Origin of the sequence: Verminephrobacter eiseniae EF01-2 (assembly GCF_000015565.1) — a bacterium.
GTDB lineage: Bacteria > Pseudomonadota > Gammaproteobacteria > Burkholderiales > Burkholderiaceae_C > Acidovorax > Acidovorax eiseniae.
In genome coordinates, this window is the sequence record NC_008786.1 from 2344782 (window position 1) to 2364643 (window position 19862).

At 66.8% G+C, this 19862-nt stretch carries 18 protein-coding genes; 10 read left to right on the forward strand and 8 right to left on the reverse strand.

The genetic code is table 11. The features are described from left to right. Window positions 1-22: 22 nt before the first annotated feature. Window positions 23-976: an ABC transporter permease gene (locus tag VEIS_RS10095; protein WP_011809820.1), complete on the reverse strand. Its 954-nt coding sequence runs from the start codon at window positions 974-976 to the stop codon at window positions 23-25. A gap of 36 nt (window positions 977-1012) precedes the next feature. Next, window positions 1013-2686, reverse strand: coding sequence for an ABC transporter substrate-binding protein (locus VEIS_RS10100; protein ID WP_041949950.1), 1674 nt, complete (start codon window positions 2684-2686; stop codon window positions 1013-1015). A 190-nt stretch (window positions 2687-2876) separates the two neighbouring features. Between VEIS_RS10100 and VEIS_RS10105 the strand changes: the two genes are divergently transcribed. From VEIS_RS10105 to VEIS_RS10140, 9 genes are all read left to right on the forward strand, one after another. Further along, window positions 2877-3359 (forward strand): acyl-CoA thioesterase, encoded by a 483-nt coding sequence (locus VEIS_RS10105; RefSeq protein ID WP_011809822.1) that lies wholly within the window; start codon window positions 2877-2879, stop codon window positions 3357-3359. Between the two features lie 107 nt (window positions 3360-3466). Further along, window positions 3467-4687, forward strand: coding sequence for a nicotinate phosphoribosyltransferase (gene pncB, locus VEIS_RS10110; RefSeq protein WP_011809823.1), 1221 nt, complete (start codon window positions 3467-3469; stop codon window positions 4685-4687). Continuing rightward, window positions 4684-4908 (forward strand): hypothetical protein, encoded by a 225-nt coding sequence (locus tag VEIS_RS28555; RefSeq protein WP_157048463.1) that lies wholly within the window; start codon window positions 4684-4686, stop codon window positions 4906-4908. Before pncB ends, VEIS_RS28555 begins: the two co-directional genes overlap by 4 nt. A gap of 16 nt (window positions 4909-4924) precedes the next feature. Next, the gene (locus VEIS_RS10115) at window positions 4925-6337 is read left to right on the forward strand and encodes a sodium:proton antiporter (protein WP_011809824.1); all 1413 of its coding nucleotides are present in this window, start codon (window positions 4925-4927) and stop codon (window positions 6335-6337) included. A 16-nt stretch (window positions 6338-6353) separates the two neighbouring features. Then, window positions 6354-7370 carry a 2-hydroxyacid dehydrogenase gene (locus VEIS_RS10120; RefSeq protein WP_011809825.1) on the forward strand — a complete coding sequence of 339 codons (1017 nt, stop codon included), beginning with the start codon at window positions 6354-6356 and terminating at the stop codon, window positions 7368-7370. Window positions 7371-7437: 67 nt separating this feature from the next. Continuing rightward, window positions 7438-9303 carry a DNA recombination protein RmuC gene (gene rmuC, locus VEIS_RS10125; protein ID WP_011809826.1) on the forward strand — a complete coding sequence of 622 codons (1866 nt, stop codon included), beginning with the start codon at window positions 7438-7440 and terminating at the stop codon, window positions 9301-9303. Beyond that, window positions 9300-10475, forward strand: coding sequence for an MFS transporter (locus VEIS_RS10130; protein WP_041949951.1), 1176 nt, complete (start codon window positions 9300-9302; stop codon window positions 10473-10475). Before rmuC ends, VEIS_RS10130 begins: the two co-directional genes overlap by 4 nt. Window positions 10476-10579: 104 nt before the next feature. Beyond that, on the forward strand, window positions 10580-11371 hold the full coding sequence (locus VEIS_RS10135) for an aldolase (protein ID WP_011809828.1): 792 nt from the start codon (window positions 10580-10582) through the stop codon (window positions 11369-11371). 309 nt (window positions 11372-11680) lie between these two features. Beyond that, window positions 11681-13084 carry an MFS transporter gene (locus VEIS_RS10140; protein WP_011809829.1) on the forward strand — a complete coding sequence of 468 codons (1404 nt, stop codon included), beginning with the start codon at window positions 11681-11683 and terminating at the stop codon, window positions 13082-13084. A gap of 100 nt (window positions 13085-13184) precedes the next feature. On the opposite strand, the gene VEIS_RS10145 is transcribed toward VEIS_RS10140, so the two are convergent. Genes VEIS_RS10145 through VEIS_RS10165 form a run of 5 tightly spaced genes read right to left on the reverse strand, consistent with a single transcriptional unit; the run spans window position 13185 to window position 18658 of the window. Continuing rightward, window positions 13185-13958 (reverse strand): SDR family NAD(P)-dependent oxidoreductase, encoded by a 774-nt coding sequence (locus tag VEIS_RS10145; RefSeq protein ID WP_011809830.1) that lies wholly within the window; start codon window positions 13956-13958, stop codon window positions 13185-13187. Between the two features lie 15 nt (window positions 13959-13973). Continuing rightward, window positions 13974-14627 (reverse strand): HAD family hydrolase, encoded by a 654-nt coding sequence (locus VEIS_RS10150; protein WP_011809831.1) that lies wholly within the window; start codon window positions 14625-14627, stop codon window positions 13974-13976. Beyond that, window positions 14624-16126, reverse strand: coding sequence for a xylulokinase (locus VEIS_RS10155; RefSeq protein ID WP_011809832.1), 1503 nt, complete (start codon window positions 16124-16126; stop codon window positions 14624-14626). Before VEIS_RS10155 ends, VEIS_RS10150 begins: the two co-directional genes overlap by 4 nt. A 15-nt stretch (window positions 16127-16141) precedes the next feature. Then, a complete protein-coding gene (locus VEIS_RS10160; protein WP_011809833.1) occupies window positions 16142-17143 on the reverse strand; it encodes an ABC transporter permease in 1002 nt (333 codons plus the stop codon). Between the two features lie 3 nt (window positions 17144-17146). Then, a complete protein-coding gene (locus tag VEIS_RS10165; protein WP_011809834.1) occupies window positions 17147-18658 on the reverse strand; it encodes a sugar ABC transporter ATP-binding protein in 1512 nt (503 codons plus the stop codon). Here VEIS_RS10165 and VEIS_RS30455 point away from each other — a divergent pair. Next, complete coding sequence (locus VEIS_RS30455) at window positions 18657-18884, forward strand: hypothetical protein (protein ID WP_232287893.1); 228 nt, start codon at window positions 18657-18659, stop codon at window positions 18882-18884. The two genes, VEIS_RS10165 and VEIS_RS30455, sit on opposite strands and share 2 nt — an antisense overlap. Here the strand turns inward: VEIS_RS30455 and VEIS_RS10170 are convergent. Then, on the reverse strand, window positions 18860-19852 hold the full coding sequence (locus tag VEIS_RS10170) for a sugar ABC transporter substrate-binding protein (RefSeq protein WP_011809835.1): 993 nt from the start codon (window positions 19850-19852) through the stop codon (window positions 18860-18862). The two genes, VEIS_RS30455 and VEIS_RS10170, sit on opposite strands and share 25 nt — an antisense overlap. Between the last annotated feature and the right edge of the window lie 10 nt (window positions 19853-19862).

Below are 19862 nucleotides of genomic sequence, written 5' to 3' on the forward strand. Positions count from 1 at the left end.
CATGGCTTGGCGGCGGGCCGCTTCAGGAACGCGCGATGCGCGGGTCGAGCAGCGTTTGCAGCACATCGACCAACAGATTGAGCACGACGAAGAACAGCGCCAGCACCAGGATCGTTCCTTGCAGCAGCGGCAGGTCGCGCTGGAAGATGGCGCTGTTGAGCAACAAGCCGGCGCCTGGCCACGAGAACACCGTCTCGATCAGGATCGAGCCGCCCAGCAGGTAACCCAGTTGCAGGCCGAGCACCGCCAGCGCCGTGGGCGCCGCGTTCTTTACCATGTGGCGCAGCACACCGGTGTGCGTAAGCCCCTTGGCGCGCAAGCCGACGATGAATTCCTGCTCCAGAATGTCGGCCACCAGCGCACGCACGGTGCGCGCGATGATGCCCATCGGAATCACCGACATCGTGAGCGCCGGCAGCAGCAGGAATTGCAGGTGCGCCCAGTCCCAGGCCCAGTCGTTCGAGCCGCTCGGGCCTGCGCCGGTGGCCGGCAGCCACATCAGCTGCGACGAGAACAGGATCACCATGACCATGCCGAGCCAGTAGTGCGGCACGCTGACGCCGAGCACCGAGCATATCGATGCCAGGCGGTCGATCCATGTGCCGCGAAAGTAGCCGGCCAGCAAGCCGAACAGGCAGCCGAACGCGAAGCCGATGAAGGCGGCCACCAGCGCGATCCGCAGCGTGTTGCCCACGGCGCGGAGCACCTCGCCGGCCACGGCCCGGTTGCTGGCGATGGACACGCCCAGGTCGCCGTGCAGTGCGCGCCAGACCCACATCGCGAACTGCTCGGGCAGCGAGCGGTTCAGGCCGTAGAGCTCGCGCAACTGCGCCTGCAACTCCGCCGAGGCGTCGGGCGGCAAGATGGCCACCAGCGGGTCGCCGGGCGCGATGTGCATGAGCACGAAGCACACCAGGGCCACGCCGAGCATGGTCGGCACGGCGTAGATCACGCGGCGCAGGCAGTAGGCGAGCATGTGGCCTCGGGGCTGTCGTGGTGCAGGCCCGGGTGCTCAGTCCATGGTCATCGTTGCGATGTCGATGAACCAACTCCTGGGCTGCACCACGTTCTTGATCTTGGGCGATAGCGCGCGCGGACCCACATCGTGCGCGATCCAGACGAAGGGCGCGTCGTCCACGATATGTGTGTGCAGCCTGGCCAGCGCGGCATCGCGCGCCTTGTCGTCGAAACTGGTGCGCGCATCGGCCACCAACTGGTCGACCTCGGCGTTGCCGTAATAGCCCCAGTTGTTCGACAGCGGCGGGAAAGCCTTGGTGCTGACGAAGCGTGCCATCGCAAAGAACGGGTCCATCGCCGAGAAACTGACGTTGACCGCGCTGGCGCCGTTGGCTGACGCATCCTTGGCGCCCTTGCGCCAGTTGGTCGAGAGCGTGTTCCATTCGATGACGTCGAACTGCACGTCGAAAAAGCACTGCTTGAGCGACTGCTGCGCGAACTCGTTCATCGGCAGCGGCTGCATCTGGCCCGATCCCGAGGCCGATATCTGCACCTTCACCTTGAGCGGCTTGGCGGCCGAATGGCCGGCCTGCTCCATCAGCGCCTGCCCGGCCTTCGGGTCGTACCGGATGTCGAAGCCGGGCTTGCCGAACCACGGATGGCCCGGCGACACCGTGCCCTTGGGCTCGGCCATCATGCCGCCGAGCAACTGCTTCATGCCGCTGCGGTCGATGCACAGGTTGGCAGCCTGGCGCACACGCTTGTCGAGCCAGGGCGAGCCTGCGATGAACGACAACTGCCACGGCCAGACATGCGGCTGCGCGTTCGCGTAGATCTTGAAGCCGCGCTGCGTGATTTGCGCGCTGGCGTCGGGCGCCGGCGCCTCGATCCAGTCGACCTGCCCGCCCAGCAGCGCAGCGGTGCGCGCGTTGGCTTCGGGCATCGGCAGCAGCACCACCTTGCCGATCTTCGGCACGCGCCTGGCATCCCAATAGGTTTTGCTGGCGGCCAACTCCAGCCGCTCGCGCGCCACGAAGCGCGTGACCTTGAACGGACCCGTGCCGGCAGGGTCGGCGGCAAAGGCGGTCCAGGCGGCTTTGGCCTTGTCGGCCGGCGTTGCACCGGCTGCGGCGTCGAACTTCTTGCGCCACTGCGCGGGCGAGGCCATGAACAGGTTCGTCAGGTTGATCGGCAGGAAGGCGTCAGGCTCGCTGGTGCCGAGTTCGACCGTGAGGTCGTCGATTTTGCGCGCGCTGCGCAGCGTGGGGATGCGCGATGTGGTCACGCCGACCTGGCTGGCGTCGAACTGCGGCGCGTTCTTGTCGAGCACCTTTTGCACGTTCCACACCACTGCGTCGGCGTCGAAGGCCGAGCCGTCGTGGAACTTGACGCCGGGGCGCAGTGTGAAGACCCACCGGGTCTTGTCTTTCGCGTCGACGGCCCACGAGGTGGCCAGGCCGGGAATCAGCACGCTGGGGGCATCGGCTTGCGACAAATCCCACTGCGTGAGCGAGTCGTAGATCGGGATGCCGGTGAAGCGGTTGCCCTCGAAGCCTTGGTCGGGCTGGCCGAGGGTGCGCGGAATGTCGGCTGCGGTCATCGCGATGCGCAGCGTCTTTTCCTGCGCCAGCGCGGCCGGCGCGGCCAGTGCCAGGGCGGCCAGCGCGGCCAGCGCGGCGCAGGCGGCCAGGGGTTGTTTCAGGGACGAGGCGGGGGCGGCATGCTGCACATGGAACTCCGGGGTGTGGGATGACGAAAAACGGGACAGGAACGGGATGCGCGACGCAGGCGAACGGGGGACGACGGGACAAACGGCTCCGAGCATGATATGTGCCAGCCATAGAGAATGGCCCTCGGCCCGCCGGGCTGCCATGGGGTATTTCCCGACCCCGAAAAGGCGGCTGGCAAAATCTGCGGCCATGACCTCGCCCGCCAGCACCTCTTGCGCCTGCGTCCCCGCAGCGGCCCGTCCGGCCCCCCAGGCGCGCAGCGCCTACCGCGTGTTTCGCTGCATCGCCACCCGCTGGGCGGACAACGACATGTACGGCCATGTGAACAATGTCGTGTACTACGGCTGGTTCGATACGGCGGTGAATGCGCACTTGATCGAGCAGGGTGTGCTCGACATCCATGCCGGCCAGACCATTGGTCTGGTCGTCGAAACCCGGTGCAATTATTTTGCCCCGCTGGCCTTTCCGCAGACCGTGGAGGCGGGCATCCGCGTGGCGCGCCTGGGCGGCTCCAGCGTCTGCTACGAGTTGGGCCTGTTCGCGCAGGGCGCGCCGCTCACGGCGGCGGCAGGCCATTTCATCCATGTGTATGTCGATCGCGCAAGCCGCCGGCCGGTGCCGCTGCCGCCGGCTTTGCGCGCTGTGCTGCAGGCCCTGGTGATGCCGGGCTGAAGCGCCTGCGCCGGATGGGCCGCCGATCGGCCCCCTCGATGATGCCCTACACTGTGCCGCTTCGTCGTCCGGTCTGCGCTCTTGCTCCCCGAGGGGCCGCCCTGCCCATGATCATCACCAGCTTGCTCGACACCGATCTGTACAAGTTCACCATGATGCAGGTGGTGCTGCACCAGTTTCCGGGCGCGCAGGTCGAATACCGCTTCAAGTGCCGCAACCCGGGCGTGCAACTGGCGCCATACGTTGCCGAGATCCGGGGCGAGATCCGGTCGCTGTGCAGCCTGCAGTTTCAGGACGCCGAGCTCGACTACCTGCGCTCGATGCGCTTCATCAAGAGCGATTTCGTCGATTTCCTCGGTCTGTTCAGGCTCAACGAGAAATACATCAGCGTCGCCCCCCGGCCTGGCGGCGAGATCGATATCTGCATTCGCGGGCCGTGGCTGCACACCATCTTGTTCGAGATTCCGGTGCTGGCCATCGTCAACGAGGTGTACTTTCGCAACACGCAAAAGGTGCCCGATTTTCCCGAAGGGCGCAGACGGCTCGATGCCAAGATCGCGCTGTTGCAGGCCGAGGGCCTGGAGGAGTTGAAGATCGCCGATTACGGCACGCGCCGGCGCTTTAGCCGCGCCTGGCATGAGGAGGTCTTGCGCGTGCTGGTGGCCCGCCTGGGCACGGGCGACCAGTGTGCCGAAGCGCCCGCTGGCCCGGGGCAGTTTGCCGGCACCAGCAATGTGCTGTATGCGATGAAACTGGGCGTGACGCCGCTGGGCACGATGGCGCATGAGTATCTGCAAGCCTGCCAGGCCCTGGGCCCGCGGTTGCGCGACAGCCAGGTGTTCGGCTTCGAGATATGGGCCAGGGAATACCGGGGGGACCTGGGCATCGCGCTGTCCGATGTGTACGGCATGAGTGCGTTCCTGCGCGACTTCGACCTGTACTTCTGCAAGCTCTTCGATGGCGCGCGCCAGGACAGCGGCGACCCGTTTGCCTGGGGCGAGCGCCTGCTGGCCCATTACCGCAAGCTGCGCGTGGACCCGCAGAGCAAGACGCTGATCTTCAGCGATGCGCTGACGGTGACGCGCACCATCGAGTTGTACCGGCAGTTCCGGGGCCGCTGCCAGTTGGCCTTCGGCATCGGCACCCACCTGACCAACGACCTGGGCAGCCCGCCTGCGCATGAGCCGCTGCAAGTGGTCATCAAGATGACGCGCTGCAACGGGCAGCCGGTGGCCAAACTGGCCGACTCGCCGGGCAAGGGCATGTGCGACGACGAGAAGTACCTGGCCTATCTGCGCCAGGTGTTTGACATCCCGGCGCAGGCATGAGCGCCGCCCGGCCGCCCGAAGGCGCTCATACCGCAGCCGAAGGCGAAGGCACCCCAGTGCGCGCCGCCCGGCCGCCCGAAGGCGCTCATACCGCAGCCGGAGGCGCAGGTGCTCCAGTGCGCGCTGCATGTGTCAATGGGTGGCCCGGCGGAGTGCGCCGTTGCCGACCCGGCGATGGCTGCGCCCTCTGCACCCTTTTGCACCCCTTTGCACCCCTCTGATGGAGACCAGGAAACCATGACCCTCCCGCGCGGCCCGCTGGTTGCCGTTTTTCTTGCGCTGCTGCCGGGCATGGGCCGGGCGGCCGATATCGACGGCGCCACGCTGTCCTTGCTGTGGGGCCTGCCCTTTGCCGGCATTTTGCTGTCGATTGCGCTGCTGCCGTTGTTCGCGCCGATCTTCTGGCACCACCATTTCGGCAAAGTGGCTGCGGCTTGGGCGCTGGCGTTTTTGCTGCCTTTTGCGCTCTGCTTCGGGCCTGCGGCGGCGGGCACGAGTCTGGTGCACGCGGCCCTGGCCGAGTACATCCCGTTCGTGCTTTTGCTGACCGCGCTGTTCACCGTGGCGGGGGGCATCTACGTCCGGGGCAATCTGCATGGCAGCCCGGGGCTGAACACGGCCATTTTGGCCATCGGGGCGGTGCTGGCCAGTTTCATGGGCACCACGGGCGCGTCGATGCTGATGATCCGCCCGCTGCTGCGCGCCAACGACAACCGCAAGCATGTCGCGCATGTGGTGGTGTTCTTCATCTTCATCGTCTCCAACGCCGGGGGGTCGCTGACACCGCTGGGCGATCCGCCGCTGTTCCTGGGCTTTCTCAATGGCATCGATTTCTTCTGGACGGCGCGGCATATCCTGCCCGAGACGCTGTTCCTGGTGGGCGCGCTGCTGCTCATCTTCTTCGCGCTCGACACATGGTTCTACCACCGCCGTGAAGAACTGCTGCCGGCCGACCCCACGCCGGACGACCGGGCCATCGGCTTTGACGGCAAGGCCAACTTTGCGCTGCTGGGCCTGGTGGTGGCGCTGGTGCTGCTCAGCGGCATCTGGAAGTCGCCGCTGTCCTGGCACATTGCCGGCGCGCAGGTCGGTCTGCCCGGCCTGGTGCGCGATCTGGGCCTGGTCCTGGTGACGCTGCTGTCGCTGCGCATCACCCCCGCGCAGGTGCATGCGGACAACCGCTTCGGCTGGGCGCCGATGCAGGAGGTGGCCAAGCTGTTCGCGGGCATCTTCCTGACCATCATCCCGGTGATCGCGATGCTCAGGGCCGGCATCGACGGCCCGTTTGGCGCCATCGTCGCGGCCGTCACGCGCCCCGATGGCCAGCCCGATCCGGCCATGTACTTCTGGGCCTCGGGCCTGCTCAGTTCGTTTCTGGACAACGCGCCCACCTATTTGGTCTTTTTCAACATCGCCGGCGGCGACCCTGCGGTGCTGATGACCCGGCTGGCGCCGACGCTGGCGGCGATCTCGGCCGGCGCGGTGTTCATGGGGGCCAACTCCTACATCGGCAATGCGCCGAATCTGATGGTCAAGGCCATCGCCGAGGACCGGGGTGTGAAAATGCCCGGGTTTTTTGCTTACATGCTGTGGGCGGGCGCCATTTTGGTGCCGCTGTTCATCGCCATGACTTTCATCTGGTTCCGTTGACAGGAGATTCCTTGCCATGAGCAACAAGCCCCGCATCCTGGTCGCGCGCGCGATCTTTCCCGACATCGTCGACCTGCTGCGCCAGCACTTCGAGGTCGAAGACAACCCCGATGACATCCTCTGGAACCCGGCCGAACTGGCTGCCAGGCTGGCCGACAAGGACGGCGCCTTCACCACCGGCAGCCAGCGCATCGACGCGGCGCTGATGGCCGCCGCGCCGCGGCTGAGGGTCGTGGCCAACATGGCCGTGGGCTACAACAACTTCGATGTCGAGGCGATGAGCGCCGCAGGCGTGCAGGGCACGAACGCGCCCGACGTGCTGACCGAGACCACGGCCGACTTCGGCTTTGCGTTGCTGATGGCCACCGCCCGCCGCATCACCGAGAGCGAGCATTACCTGCGCGCCGGCCGATGGACCGAATGGCGCTACGACCTGTTTGCCGGCGCCGACATCCACGGCAGCACGCTGGGCATCATCGGCATGGGCCGCATCGGCCAGGGCATTGCCCGGCGTGGCGCGCATGGCTTTGGCATGCAGGTGCTCTATCACAACCGCTCACGCCTGGCGCCCGAGTTGGAGGCGCGATGCAAGGCCCGCTACCTGGGCAAGCAAGAGCTGCTGCGCACGGCCGACCATGTGGTGCTGGTGCTGCCATACACGCCCGAAGCGCGGCACCTGATTGCTGCGGCCGAACTGGCGCTGATGAAGCCCACGGCCACGCTGGTCAATATTGCGCGCGGCGGCATCGTCGATGACGCGGCGCTGGCGGCGGCGCTGCGCGAGCGGCGCATCGCAGCGGCGGGCCTGGATGTGTTCGAGGGCGAACCCCGGGTGCACCCGGACCTGCTCACGCTGCCCAACGTGGTGCTCACGCCCCACATCGCCAGTTCCACCGTGCCCACGCGCCGGGCCATGGCGCGCCTGGCTGCCGACAACCTGATCGCCTTCTTCGACGGGCGCGGCCCGCTCACCCCGGTGAATACGCCGCAGGCCCGGGCCGCAGCCGCGCGCTCGAGCCAGGGCCTGGAATGAAACGGCCCGCAGGCGCGTGGTTTCATTTCCCCTGTGGCGGCAAAACCGATGGCAAACGGAGTAACCCTTGACGACTGACATGCTCATCGTGCTGGCCGCGCTGGCCCTGGCGTTGCTGCTGCTCGTGGTGTGGCTGCTGCTGCGCCGTCTGCTGCTTGCCCAATGGCAGGCGGGCCTGCAAGCGCTGGACGACAAGGCGCTGGCCACGCAACTGGTGTTCACGAACAAACTGGAGCAGATCGCGTCGGCGCTGGACGGCAGGGCGTTGGCCACGCATCTGGCGGTGGTCAAGAACGATGGCACGATCGACGCGCTGGCGCGGCAACTGGACGGCTTGACCCAGGCCACGCAGCAGACGCTGGAGGGCCTGCGCCAGGTCGTGGATGAGCGTCTGGCGCAGGCCGTGGCCGAATCGCGCAGCGGCCGGACCGAACTGCTCGCCGCCTTCGGCACGTTCGAGGCCAGCCTGGGGCAGCGGCAGATGGCGCTGGGCGCCACGCTGGAGCAACGCTTCGATGGCCAGCAACAAGCCGTGGCGGGCCGGCTGGAAGAAAGCAACAAGGCGCTGCTGGCGCATCTGGCCCAGGGCCAGGCGGATTCGGCCACGGCACGCAAGGAACTGTCGGACACGCTCACCGGCTTTCGCACCGAACTGACCACCACCACCGCCGCGCTGGTGAAACAGAGCGGCGAATCGCGCCAGGCCATGGGCGAGAGCGCGGCGCTGTTCGAGCAACGCATCCAGGAGCGCTTCGAGGCCCTGACTGCCGGCACGCGCCAGACGCTCGACTCGCTCAAGGGCGATGTCCAGGCCCAATTGGGCAGCATGGCGAATGCGCTGAAGAATCAGTTGGAGGCCAACGGCTTGCAGATCACCAACCAGTTCTCGGTGTTGCAGGACGCCGTCTCGCAGCAACTCGCCGGCCTGGTGCAAGGCAGCGGGCACAACGCCGAGCAGTTGCGCAATACGCTCAACGAGCGCCTGGCCGCGATACAGGCCGACAACGCCAGCAAGCTCGAAGCCATGCGCCGCACGGTGGACGAAAAGCTCCACGCCACGCTGGAGCAGCGCCTGGGCGAATCCTTCAAGCTCGTCAGCGAACGGCTGGAACAGGTGCACAAAGGCCTGGGCGAAATGCAGACCCTGGCGGGCAGCGTGGGCGACTTGAAGCGCGTGATGACCAACGTCAAGTCGCGCGGCACCTGGGGCGAGATGCAGTTGGGCGCCATCATCGAGAACGTGCTCACGCCCGAGCAATTCGCCCGCAACGTCAAGACCGTGCCGGGCAGCGACGAACTGGTGGAGTTCGCCATCCGCCTGCCAGGCAAGAGCGACGAACACCCGGTGTGGCTGCCGATCGATGCCAAGTACCCGGTGGAGCAATACCAGCGCCTGCTGGATGCGCAGGACGCTGCCGACAAGGCCGCCATCGCCTCGGCCGGCAACGCCTTCGAGACCTCGGTCCGGCTCGAAGCCAGGAAAATCTTCGCCAAATATGTCTCGCCGCCCCACACCACGGACTTTGCCGTGCTCTACCTGCCCACCGAAAGCCTGTTTGCCGAGGTGATGCGCCGCCCCGGCCTGGTCGAAGCCGTGCAAAACGAATGCCGCGTGATGATCACCGGCCCGGCCAACCTGGCGGCCATGCTCAACAGCCTGCAAATGGGCTTCAGGACGCTGGCGATCGAAAAGCGCTCGTCCGAAGTGTGGAGCCTGCTGGGCAGCGTGAAAACCGAGTTCGCCAAATTTGGCGAGGCGGTCGAGGCCACGAAGAAATCGATAGACACCGCCGCCAAGAAGTTTGACGAGGTGGGCGTGCGCACGCGCGCGATACAGCGCCGGCTGCGCGCCGTGCAGGACCTGCCCGCACCCGGCGCCGACCTGGCGCTGGCCACGGCAGCCCTGCCCGTGCCCGAGGACGAACTGCCGTGAACCGGGCGCTGGCCCGGTTGATCGCCGGCCAGATCTGCGTGCACGCATGCATGACGGGGATGCGCATGGCCGCCCCGCTGCTGGCGCTGCGCCAGGGCCACAGCGCGGCGGCGGTGGGGCTGCTGCTGGCGCTGTTCGCGCTCATGCAGGTGGTCCTGGCGCTGCCCGCAGGGCGCTATGTCGACCGCCATGGCCTCAAGCGCCCGATCGGCTATGCCGTGGTGGTGGCCTGCCTGGGGGCCTGGCTGGCGCTGCTGTGGCCGATCTTTGCGGTGCTGTGCCTGGCGGCGCTGATGACCGGCGGCGCCACCGGAGCCGCCATCATTGCATTGCAGCGCCATGTGGGCCGCACCGCCGCCCATGACGCGACGCAGCTCAAGCAGGTCTTCAGTTGGCTGGCCATCGGGCCGGCGGTGTCCAACTTCGTCGGCCCCTTCCTGGCCGGACAGTTGATAGACCACGCCGGCAGCGCCGGCATCGATGGCTTCCGCGCCGCCTTCGCGCTGATGGCCGTGCTGCCGCTGCTCACCTGGTTCTGGGTGCGCAACGCGGTGGAACTGCCGCCGGTGATTGCCGCCGCAGGCCCGCCGCAGCGCGCCTGGGACCTGATGAACGAGCTGCCGTTTCGCCGCCTGCTGCTGGTCAACTGGATACTGGCCTCCTGCTGGGACGTGCACACCTTCGCGGTGCCGCTGCTCGGGCATGAGCGGGGCATGTCGGCATCGGTCATCGGCAGCATCCTCGGGGCCTTTGCGATTGCCGCCGCCGTGATCCGGCTGCTGATGCTGCTGGTGGCCGAGCGCTTGCGCGAGCGGGTGGTGGTGGCCGGCGCGATGCTGGTCACGGCGCTGCTGTTTGCCGTCTACCCCCTGCTGGGCACCGCGCTGGGCATGGGGCTGTGCTCGGTGCTGCTGGGCTTTGCGCTGGGCTCGGTGCAGCCGATGGTGATGAGCCTGCTGCACCAGATCACGCCGGCGCACCGCCATGGCGAGGCGCTGGGCCTGCGCCTGATGGTCATCAACGCCTCCAGCGTGTTCATGCCCATGCTGTTTGGCTCGGCGGGCACGGTGATCGGCGTCGGCGGCCTCTTTTGGGTGATCGGGGCCGCCGTGGGCGGGGGTGCGTGGCTGGCCGGGCGCATGGATGAACGCGAGCCGGGCAAGCCGGTGTAGATCGTATCGATCGCGCAGATCGGGCCGCCCTGGCACAGTGCACAATCTGCGCGAGCCCCCGCAACCGTTCATGACCGTCAAGCACGAGGAACAAGGAGCAACACATGGCGCACACCCTGCACGCTTTGGCCGGATCGGGCCGATCAGCCCCCCGCCCGGAACCATCGGCATCGAACCTGGACAGCGACGCCGTGGCGCAGACCAGAATCGAGCTGGCCGCCTGCTTTCAGGCCGCCGCGCGCCACGGCTTCGACGAGGGCATCTGCAACCACTTCTCGGCGCTGCTGCCCGGGCGCGACGACCTGTTTCTGGTCAACCCCTACGGCTACGCATTCAGCGAAATCACGGCCGAGCGGCTGCTGATCTGCGACCTCGACGGCCATGTCCTGGCCGGACAGGGACAGCCCGAAGCCACGGCCTTTTTCATCCATGCCAGGCTGCACCGGGCGCGCCCTGCGCTGCGTGCCGCCTTCCATACCCACATGCCGCACGCCACGGCGCTGAGCATGCTGGAAGGCGCGCCACTGCTCTGGGCCGGGCAAACCGCATTGAAGTTCTATGGCCGTATTGCGGTCGACGAGGACTACAACGGCCTGGCGCTCGATGCGGCCGAAGGCGACCGCATCGCCGCAGCACTGGGAACGGCGGATGTGCTGTTCCTGAAGAACCACGGCGTGATGGTCACCGGCCCCGACATTGCCCAAGCCTGGGACGACCTGTATTACCTGGAGCGCGCCGCCCAAGTGCAGCTCAAGGCCATGGCCAGCGGCCGGGCGCTCAAACCCGTCGCCCCGGACGTGGCGCAGCGCACCTGCGAGCAAATGCGCGCCGGCGACGCACAAAGCGCACGCGCGCATCTGGACAGCCTGCTGCGGACATTGCGCGGGCACAGCTAGTGTCGCGTCACCGGTCATCTGTCGGTCTGCGCTGGCCGTCGAAGCGCATCGCGGCGTTGCATCGCTTGCCAATACGCTCGGTATTGGCTGCGCGATGCGCCTTGCGCTGCGCTCCGATGGCTGCGCGCAGCCTGCGACATCTGACCGGTGACGCGACACTAGCCTTTGGCGCAATAGTTGCACGGCTCATCTTGGCCCGCAGCGACCGCCGCACACCCCGATCATCTGTAATCGGTTGTCATCGGGCCATCCGGCCATCAGTCCTCCCGGCACGGTGCCTGGAGACCTTCTTTTCGTCAGAGGACGCCCGTGTCGACCGCCCCTGTCTCCCCCACGCGCGTCAGCGCCGCCGCCCGGCTCGAACGCCTGCCGTTTTCCGGGTACCACAAGCTGATTTTCTTCATCATCGCGATCGCGTTTTTCTTCGACTCGGTGGACCTGGGCATGATGACCTTCGTGCTGGGGTCGATCAAAGCAGAGTTCGGCTTGTCGAATGCGGCGACCGGCCTCGTTGCCAGCGCGAGCTTCTTCGGAATGGCGCTTGGCGCGGCGGCTGCGGGCCTGCTTGCCGACCGGTTCGGACGCCGGCCGGTGTTCCAATGGAGCATGGTGCTGTGGGGCGCAGCCTCGTATCTTTGCTCGACCGCGCAAAGCGTCGATGCGCTGATCGCCTACCGCGTGCTGCTCGGCATCGGCATGGGCATGGAGTTTCCGATCGCGCAGACCTTGCTGTCCGAGTTCGTTCCCACCGCAAAACGCGGCCGCCTGATTGCGCTGATGGACGGTTTTTGGCCGCTCGGCTTCATCACCGCAGGGATTTTTGCCTACTTCGTGTTGCCGCAATTTGGCTGGCGCACGGTGTTCGCGTTGCTCGCGATTCCGGCGGTGTTCGTGCTGGCCGTGCGGCGCTTCGTGCCGGAGTCGCCGCGCTGGCTCGAACACGCCGGTCGGCTTGCGCAGGCGGACGCGGTGATGCAGCGCATCGAGGCCAAGGTCATGCACTCGGCGGGCGTCACGACGCTGCCGCCCCCATCGGCGCTGGTCGGCGCCATGCCGGCGCGCCGGCAAGATGCACTGCGCGAGATCTGCAGTGGCGTGTATCGGCGCCGCACGACGATGGTCTGGCTGCTGTGGTTCTTTGCCCTGCTCGGCTTCTACGGTCTGACATCGTGGCTCGGCGCCTTGCTGCAACAGGCCGGCTTTGCCCTCACGCAATCGGTGCTCTACACCGTGCTGATCTCGCTCGGCGGCGTGCCGGGTTTCCTGTGCGCGGCATGGCTCGTCGAAAGCTGGGGGCGCAAGCCCACCTGTATCGCGGCGCTGATTGGCGGCGCCGTGATGGCCTATGCGTATGGCCAGAGCGCGCTGTACGGCGGCAGCATCGGGTTGCTGATCGGCACCGGCCTGGCGATGCAGTTTTTCCTGTTCGGCATGTGGGCGGTGCTGTACACCTACACGCCGGAGTTGTACGGCACCGGCGTGCGCGCCACCGGCTCCGGCCTTGCGTCGGCGGTGGGCCGGGTCGGCTCGCTGATCGGCCCCTACGCGGTCGGCGTCGTACTGCCGACATTCGGCCAAGGCGGCGTCTTCACGCTGGGCGCAATGTCGTTCGGGGTGGCCGCATTCGCGGTGTGGCTGCTCGGAATCGAGACCAAGGGCGTCACGCTGGAAGCACTGTCTTCGGCCGCAGAGCCGGACGCTGCGGCACCATGAGGCGCGGCCGTGATCGCGGCTGCAACCCGCATCGGCAGCCGGTGGCGGCGATCCCGTTCACGGCCGGCGACCGTTCGGAGGACATGGCCGGCCGGCGGCCCTACCAACAGACGTAGCCGCCATCGGCCAGCACGATAGCGCCGGTCATCAGGCTGGAGGCATCGCTGGCCAGAAACAGCACCACGGCGGCCACTTCGTCCGGGCGGCCCATGCGGTTCATCGGCGTGCCGCCTATCCAGTGGCGCAGCAATTGCGGGTCGTCGCTGGCGTAGCGGTTCATCTGCGTTTGAATGTAAGTGGGCGCGACCGCATTCACGCGCACGCCGCGTGCCCCCCACTCGGCGGCCAGTGAGCGTGTCAGGTGGTGCACCGCAGCTTTGGAGGCGTTGTAATTGGCCTGCTCCTGCGGGCGGTTCACGATGAAGCCCGACATCGAGCCGATGTTCACGATGCTGCCGCGGCCTTGCCGGAGCATCGCAGCGCCGAACGCACGGCAGCACCGGAAGGTGCCGTTCAGGTTGACATCGATCACTTTGTTCCAGACCTCGTCGGACATGGTCTCGGCCGGATGGTTGGAGATGGCAATGCCGGCGTTGTTGACCAGGATGTCGACCGTGCCGTGGCGCTCGATGATGGCGGCGTGGGCGGCCTCGACTTGCCCGGCATCGCTCACGTCGAGCAGTTGCTGGTCCACAGGGTGGCCTTGCGCGCGCAAGAGCCGGGTGGCGGCGCCGAGGGGCTCTGCTTGCATGTCGGTCAGCACCACGCTGGCACCGGCCTCGGCCAGGGCCTGCGCGCAGGCCTGGCCTATGCCTTGTGCTGCGCCGGTGACCACGGCGGTTTTTCCATGGAGTTTGAATCGGTCGAGAATCATCGCAAGTCCTGGTCTTTACACTTGATCGAGCTGGCTTTTGAGTGCCGGCCACAGCGCATGGCTGTCGGCGCGGCAAACCCCTTCGGGAAACTGCATGCGGCCCGTGGCCGCATGCGGCCAGCCAATGACGCGCATGCCGGCACGCAGGCCCGCGCTGGCCCCGGCGTGGCTGTCTTCCACCACCACGCAGTGCTCGGCGTGCCGCCTCAGCAACCAGGCGGCGCGCAGATAGGGTTCGGGCTCGGGCTTGCCCTCGCGCACGTCGTTGCGTGACACGGTGATCAGGTCGGGTCGGCTGATGCCCAGGGCGCGCAGGCTGGCATCGAGCACGATCCGGTCGGAGTTGGTGACTACCGCGATCTGGTGGCCGCTGTCCTGCGCCGCCTGCATGGCTTCGCGCGCGCCTGCGCGCCAGTGCAGTTCGTCGATACGGGCCAGAAAGGCCTGGTGTTTCGCGGCCGACAGTTGCGTGTAGCTCAGGGCCAGCGTGGTTTGCTGCCGCAGGGCCTCGAACGTGGCGCGCATGGTCAGGCCCATCACCTGCTGGTCGAAACCCGCAGGCTTTTCGATTCCAAGTGCGCGCAGCACATCATCGATGGCCCGTTGGTGGGTTTCTTCACTGACGGCCAGTGTTCCATCCAGATCAAACAAAACGGCTGCTGTGCTCATGGTGTCAGGGTATCCAGATCGTCGTACATGGCCTGCGCATGCACCAGGAGTTTCTCGAAGACCGGTTGCATGCGGCGGTAAATGTCTTGCCAGCGGGGGTCCGGCAGCATGTCGGCCTGGTATTTCACAAGGGCTTGCGCCGCGTCTTGCACCGAAGAAAAACGCCCGAGCGCGGTTTGCGCCATCGCTGCACAGCCTACCAGACCGCACTCGGCCTCGCGCGGCACGGCGATCGGCAAGCCGTAGACGCTGGCCTTGATGCGCAGCCACAGCGCGGTGCGCGCGCCGCCGCCGGAGGCCACCAGGCGCTCCAACGTGCGGCCCTGCGCGGTTTGCAGTTGCGTGATGTGGCGCTGCACCGCGAAGGCCACACCTTCCAACACCGCGCGATCCATGTCGGCCGATCCATGCGCTGCGCCCAGGCCAAAGAACTGCGCCCGGGCGTTGCGGTGCCGTCCCAGGCGTTGGCCCGTCAGATACGGCACAAAGAACAGCCCTTGGCTGCCTGCGGCCGCAGTGGCGGCGTGCGCGACCAGTTCGGCGTAACCGAGGCGCGAGCCGTGCAGGGCGCGGCGCGCCCAGCGCATCGCGTCGCCGCCCGATTCCAGCAGCATGAAAGCACCCCAGTGGCCTTCCACCGTGCCGAGGTTGCAGACCTGGCCGTGCAGCGTGGGTTGGCGCGCGACCAGTGTCACGATGCACGACGAGCCAATCATCTCCGAGCCCATGCCGGGCTGGCACACGCCCGAGCCGAGCAAGGCCGTGGCAAAGTCGCTGGCGCCGACCAGCACCGGGGTGCCGGCTGCCAGCCCGGTCTCTGCGGCGGCCGCTTGCGTGACCGCGCCCAGAATGTCCAGCGGCTGGCGGATCGGGGGCAGTTTGCCGATGTCCAGCCCCATCTCGTCACAGGTTTGCGCAGACCAGTGGCCCGTTGCCGGGTCCATCAAGAAGCTGCAGGCGGCCTCGGTGCGGTCGATGGCCGCCACGCCCGTGAGCTTGAAGTTGATGAAGTCCTTGGGGACCAGCATTTTCCAGGCCGATTGGTAGGCTTGCGCGTCGTTGTCGCGCAGCCACTGCAGTTTGAACGCCGGCCAGGCCGGTGTGGCCGGGTTCGCGGTGCGGGGCAAAAAGTCGCTGTCTGCATGTGCTGCCTCATAGGCGGCGACATGGGCGCTGGTGCGCTTGTCATTCCAGAGCGGCGCGGTGTCGCGGGTCAGTGCGCCAGCGGCATCGAGCAGCACCGTGCCGTGCATCTGCCCGCAGGCCAGCACCATGGCGATGCGGCCCCTGGCATCCGGCACCTGCGCCAGCAGGTCGTGAACCGATGCCACGACACCGCTCCACCAGGCCAGCGGCTGTTGTTCGGACCAGCCGAATTGGCGCACTGTCTGCGTCAGTTCACGCGCCGCGACGGCGACGATGGCGCCATCGGCGTTCATCAGTGCCGCCCGGGCGCTGCCGGTGCCGACATCGATGGCCAGGGTCAGTTCGGGGCGCATCGCCGGATCCCGCTTCTAACGCCGCGTGGCGACGGTGCCGCGTTGCACGAGGATGGCCGCCAAAATGATGACGCCCATCACCACCTGCTGGTGGTAGCCCGGTACGCTGGCCAGGTTCATGATGTTGGCAATCACCCCCAGGATCACCACGCCGACCAAGGTGTTGAGCACGTTGCCACGGCCACCGGCCAGGCTGGCGCCGCCAATCACCACGGCAGCAATCACGGTCAGTTCGTCGCCCACACCCACGGTGGGTGCTCCCACCCCCGCACGCGCCGTCGAAATGATGCCGGCCACCGAGGCCAGGGCGCCAGAGACCAGATAGGTCAGCAGCACATGGCGGCCGACCGGCACGCCGGACAGCCGCACCGCCTCTTCGTTGGAGCCGACTGCGCGCACGATCCGGCCAGGGCGTGTCCAGCCCAGGAACAGGGCGCCCGCGCAAAACACAAGCAGCATCAGCGCCGTAGGCAGCGGAATATGCAGCAGCGTCGCGCGGCCAAAGTCCAGCAGCAGGGCGCCGGTCTCATCCACCAGAATCGGGGCGCCATGGGAGACCATCAGTGCCAGGCCCCGGGCCACGGTCATCATCGCCAGGGTGACGACAAACGGGCTGAGGCGGTAGTTGGCAATCAGCAGGCCGTTGATCAAGCCGCAGGCCAGTCCGGTGCCCAGACCGGCCATCAGGCCCATGCCCAGACCATGCCCGGGTATCAGCATGGCGGTCACGACACTGGAAAATGCCGCCACCGAGCCTATCGACAGGTCGATGCCGCCGGTCAGAACCACCAGCAGCATGCCCATCGACATGATGCCGAAGCCGGCAATCTGGCGCGAGATGTTCGACAGGTTGGGCGCGGTGAAGAAATCTGCGGACACCATCGACGCGGCCAGCACCAAGCCGGCCAGGATGAACAGCGTGGCGTATTCCCGCAGGCGCCGGCCGGTGCGGGCGGCCATGCCCTGCCGGGTGTCGACGGTGGCCGTGGCCGATGTGCCGGTGCAGGTCGGGTCCATGCGCTACGCTCCTGCGCTGCCGGGTGCCTGGCCTGGCGGCATCAGGCCCAACGACATGGCAACGATGTTTTCTTCGCTGTACTGCGCGGGCGCCAGGTAGCCACGGATACGGCCGTCGCCCATCACCATGATGCGGTCGCACATGCCGATGAGTTCCTGGTGATCGCAGGAAACCAGCACGATCGCCTTGCCCTCGGCGGCCAGGGCGTTGACCAGGGTGTAAATCTCGGCCTTGGCGCCCACGTCGACGCCCCGCGTCGGCTCGTCGAAGATGAGGACCTGGCCCTGGGCATGGAACCACTTTGCCAGCACCACCTTTTGTTGGTTGCCCCCGGACAAGGAGGACACATCGGCGTCGATGCTGCGGGCTTTGACGCCGAGCCTGGCGCACAACGCCGAGACGGTAGCGCGTTCATGCCGGCGTTTGATCAGGCCCAGGCGGTGGCTCACGGCACGCAGATTGGCCAGCGTGGAGTTGATCTGGATCGACATGCTCAAAATCACGCCCTGTGTTTTGCGGTCTTCGGGCACCAGTCCGATGCCGGCGGCCACGGCTTGCCGGGTGTTTTGCGGGGTGACGTCGATACCGTCGATCTCCACGCGGCCGCTGGCGCGCGCATCGGCGCCGAAGATCAGGCGCACCAGTTCGGTTCTGCCGGAGCCGATCAGCCCGCCAATGCCGAGCACCTCGCCGGCACGCACCTCGAAAGACGCGCCCTGCGTGTGCCCCGGCCGTGTCATGCCGGTCACGCGCAATTTGACCGCGCCCAGTGTGACCCGGTGCTCTCCTCGACGGGGCGGGAACATGGCGGCCAGCGGGCGACCCACCATGAGTTTGATCAGTCCGTCGATGTTCACGTCGGACGGTTTGACCGTGCCTGCCGTCTGTCCGTCCTTGAGCACCGTGATGCGGTCGGCAATGTCGAACACCTCATCGAGACGGTGCGAGATGTAGACCACGCCGACACCGCGTTTTTGCAAGCCGCGAACGATGTCGAGCAGGCGCCTGGCATCCGCAGGGGAGAGCAAGGCGGTCGGCTCATCGAGCACCAGCAGCTTGGCGTTCAGGCTCAGCGCCTTGGCAATTTCCACCACCTGGCGCTGGGCTGCGGACAACTGCGCTACGGGCTGGCCGGGGGCGATGTGAAAGCCCAGTCCTTCGATCAACCGTGCGGCACGCCGGTGGATGTCGGCCCGGCGCAGGAACCAGGGCAACTGGCACAAGAATACGTTTTCGGCCACCGACAGATCGGGGGCCAGCGCGGTTTCCTGGTGGATCAGCGCAATGCCGCGCCGGATTGCGTCTTGCGGTGTGGCCAGGCAGATGGCCTCATCGCCCATCCGCATGGTGCCGGCGTCCGGCGGGTAGTTGCCGGCGATGATTTTCATCATGGTCGACTTGCCCGCGCCGTTTTCGCCCACCAAGGCATGCACTTGACCGGCCTCGACGGAAAAGTCCACACCCCGCAGCGCATGGATGCCGCCAAATCTCTTGTGAATGCCGTGCAGGGCCATGAGCGCAGCCCGGCCGCCCGAAGGCGCTCGCACCGCAGCCGAAGGCGAAGGTCCTCCAGTGAGCGCCGCCCGGCCGCCCGAAGGCGCGCGCACCGCAGCCGAAGGCGCAGGTATTCCAGTGAGCGCAGCCAAGCGGATTCTCCTGATGGTCTCTTGCGGGGTCGTCCGGGGCGGGTCCGCCAGCGCCAGTCCGTCGGTTGCTCAGAACACTGCCTTGGGGTTGTAGAACTTGTCCACATTGCCCTTGGTGATGGCCGCCGGGGTGGTCAGGGTTTGCTTGGGCACATCCTTGACTTCACCCTTGACCACTTTCACACCCAGGTCGATCGCCGTGCGTGCCACCAGGGCCGGGTCATTCAGACCGGTGACGCCATACTTGCCTTGCTTGATCAAGGCCAGGGCTTCTTTCTGCGCGTCGGCTGCGGCGACCAGCAAAATGCCGGTGCGGCCAGCGCTTTCGATGGCGCGGCGCGCGCCCAGCACCATGCTGTCGTTTTCGCCCAAGACCATGTTGATGTCCTTGTTGGCCACCAGCAAATCTTCCATCGCCTTGAGGCCGCCTTCGTCATTCCAGTGGCCCCAGCCCTGACCGACCACGGTCAGATCGGCCTTGCCGAACTTGCGCAACTGCGCTTCGATGATTCCGCTGAGCACACCCAGGCGACGCTCCTGGCCCACGGGGTTGCCCTTTTCGCCCGACAGCAGCGCAATCTTCAGCGACTTGTTGCCCACTTCCTCGATGACCCAGTGGCCCACCAAGGCGCCATTGATGCTGTTGGAGGACTGCACTTGCGTGACGAAGTTGGCCCGGGGGTTCAGCGTGCTGTCGATGACGACCACCTTGACGCCGTTGGCGCTGGCGTTGTTGACGGCATTGACCAAGCCTTCGGAGTCGGCCGGGTTGATGATCAACAGCTTGACGCCCCGGGTGACCAGGTCTTCCACGTCGGAGATTTGTTTTTGCAGCTTGCCCTGGGCATCGGTGGCCAGCACTTCGTAGCCCAACTCTTTGCCGCGCGCCTTGGCCGCTTCCATTTGCGCGGCGAAGTACGGCGCCGACAAGGTTTTCATTGATACGCCGATCTTGAAGGCCCCGGTCTGGGCCATCGCGGCGGCACTGGCGGCCAGGGCGGCTGCGGCAAGCGCGGCGCTGGCGGCTGCGCTGATGGCGAATGCGCGGCGTTGGATGTTCATAATCTTTGTC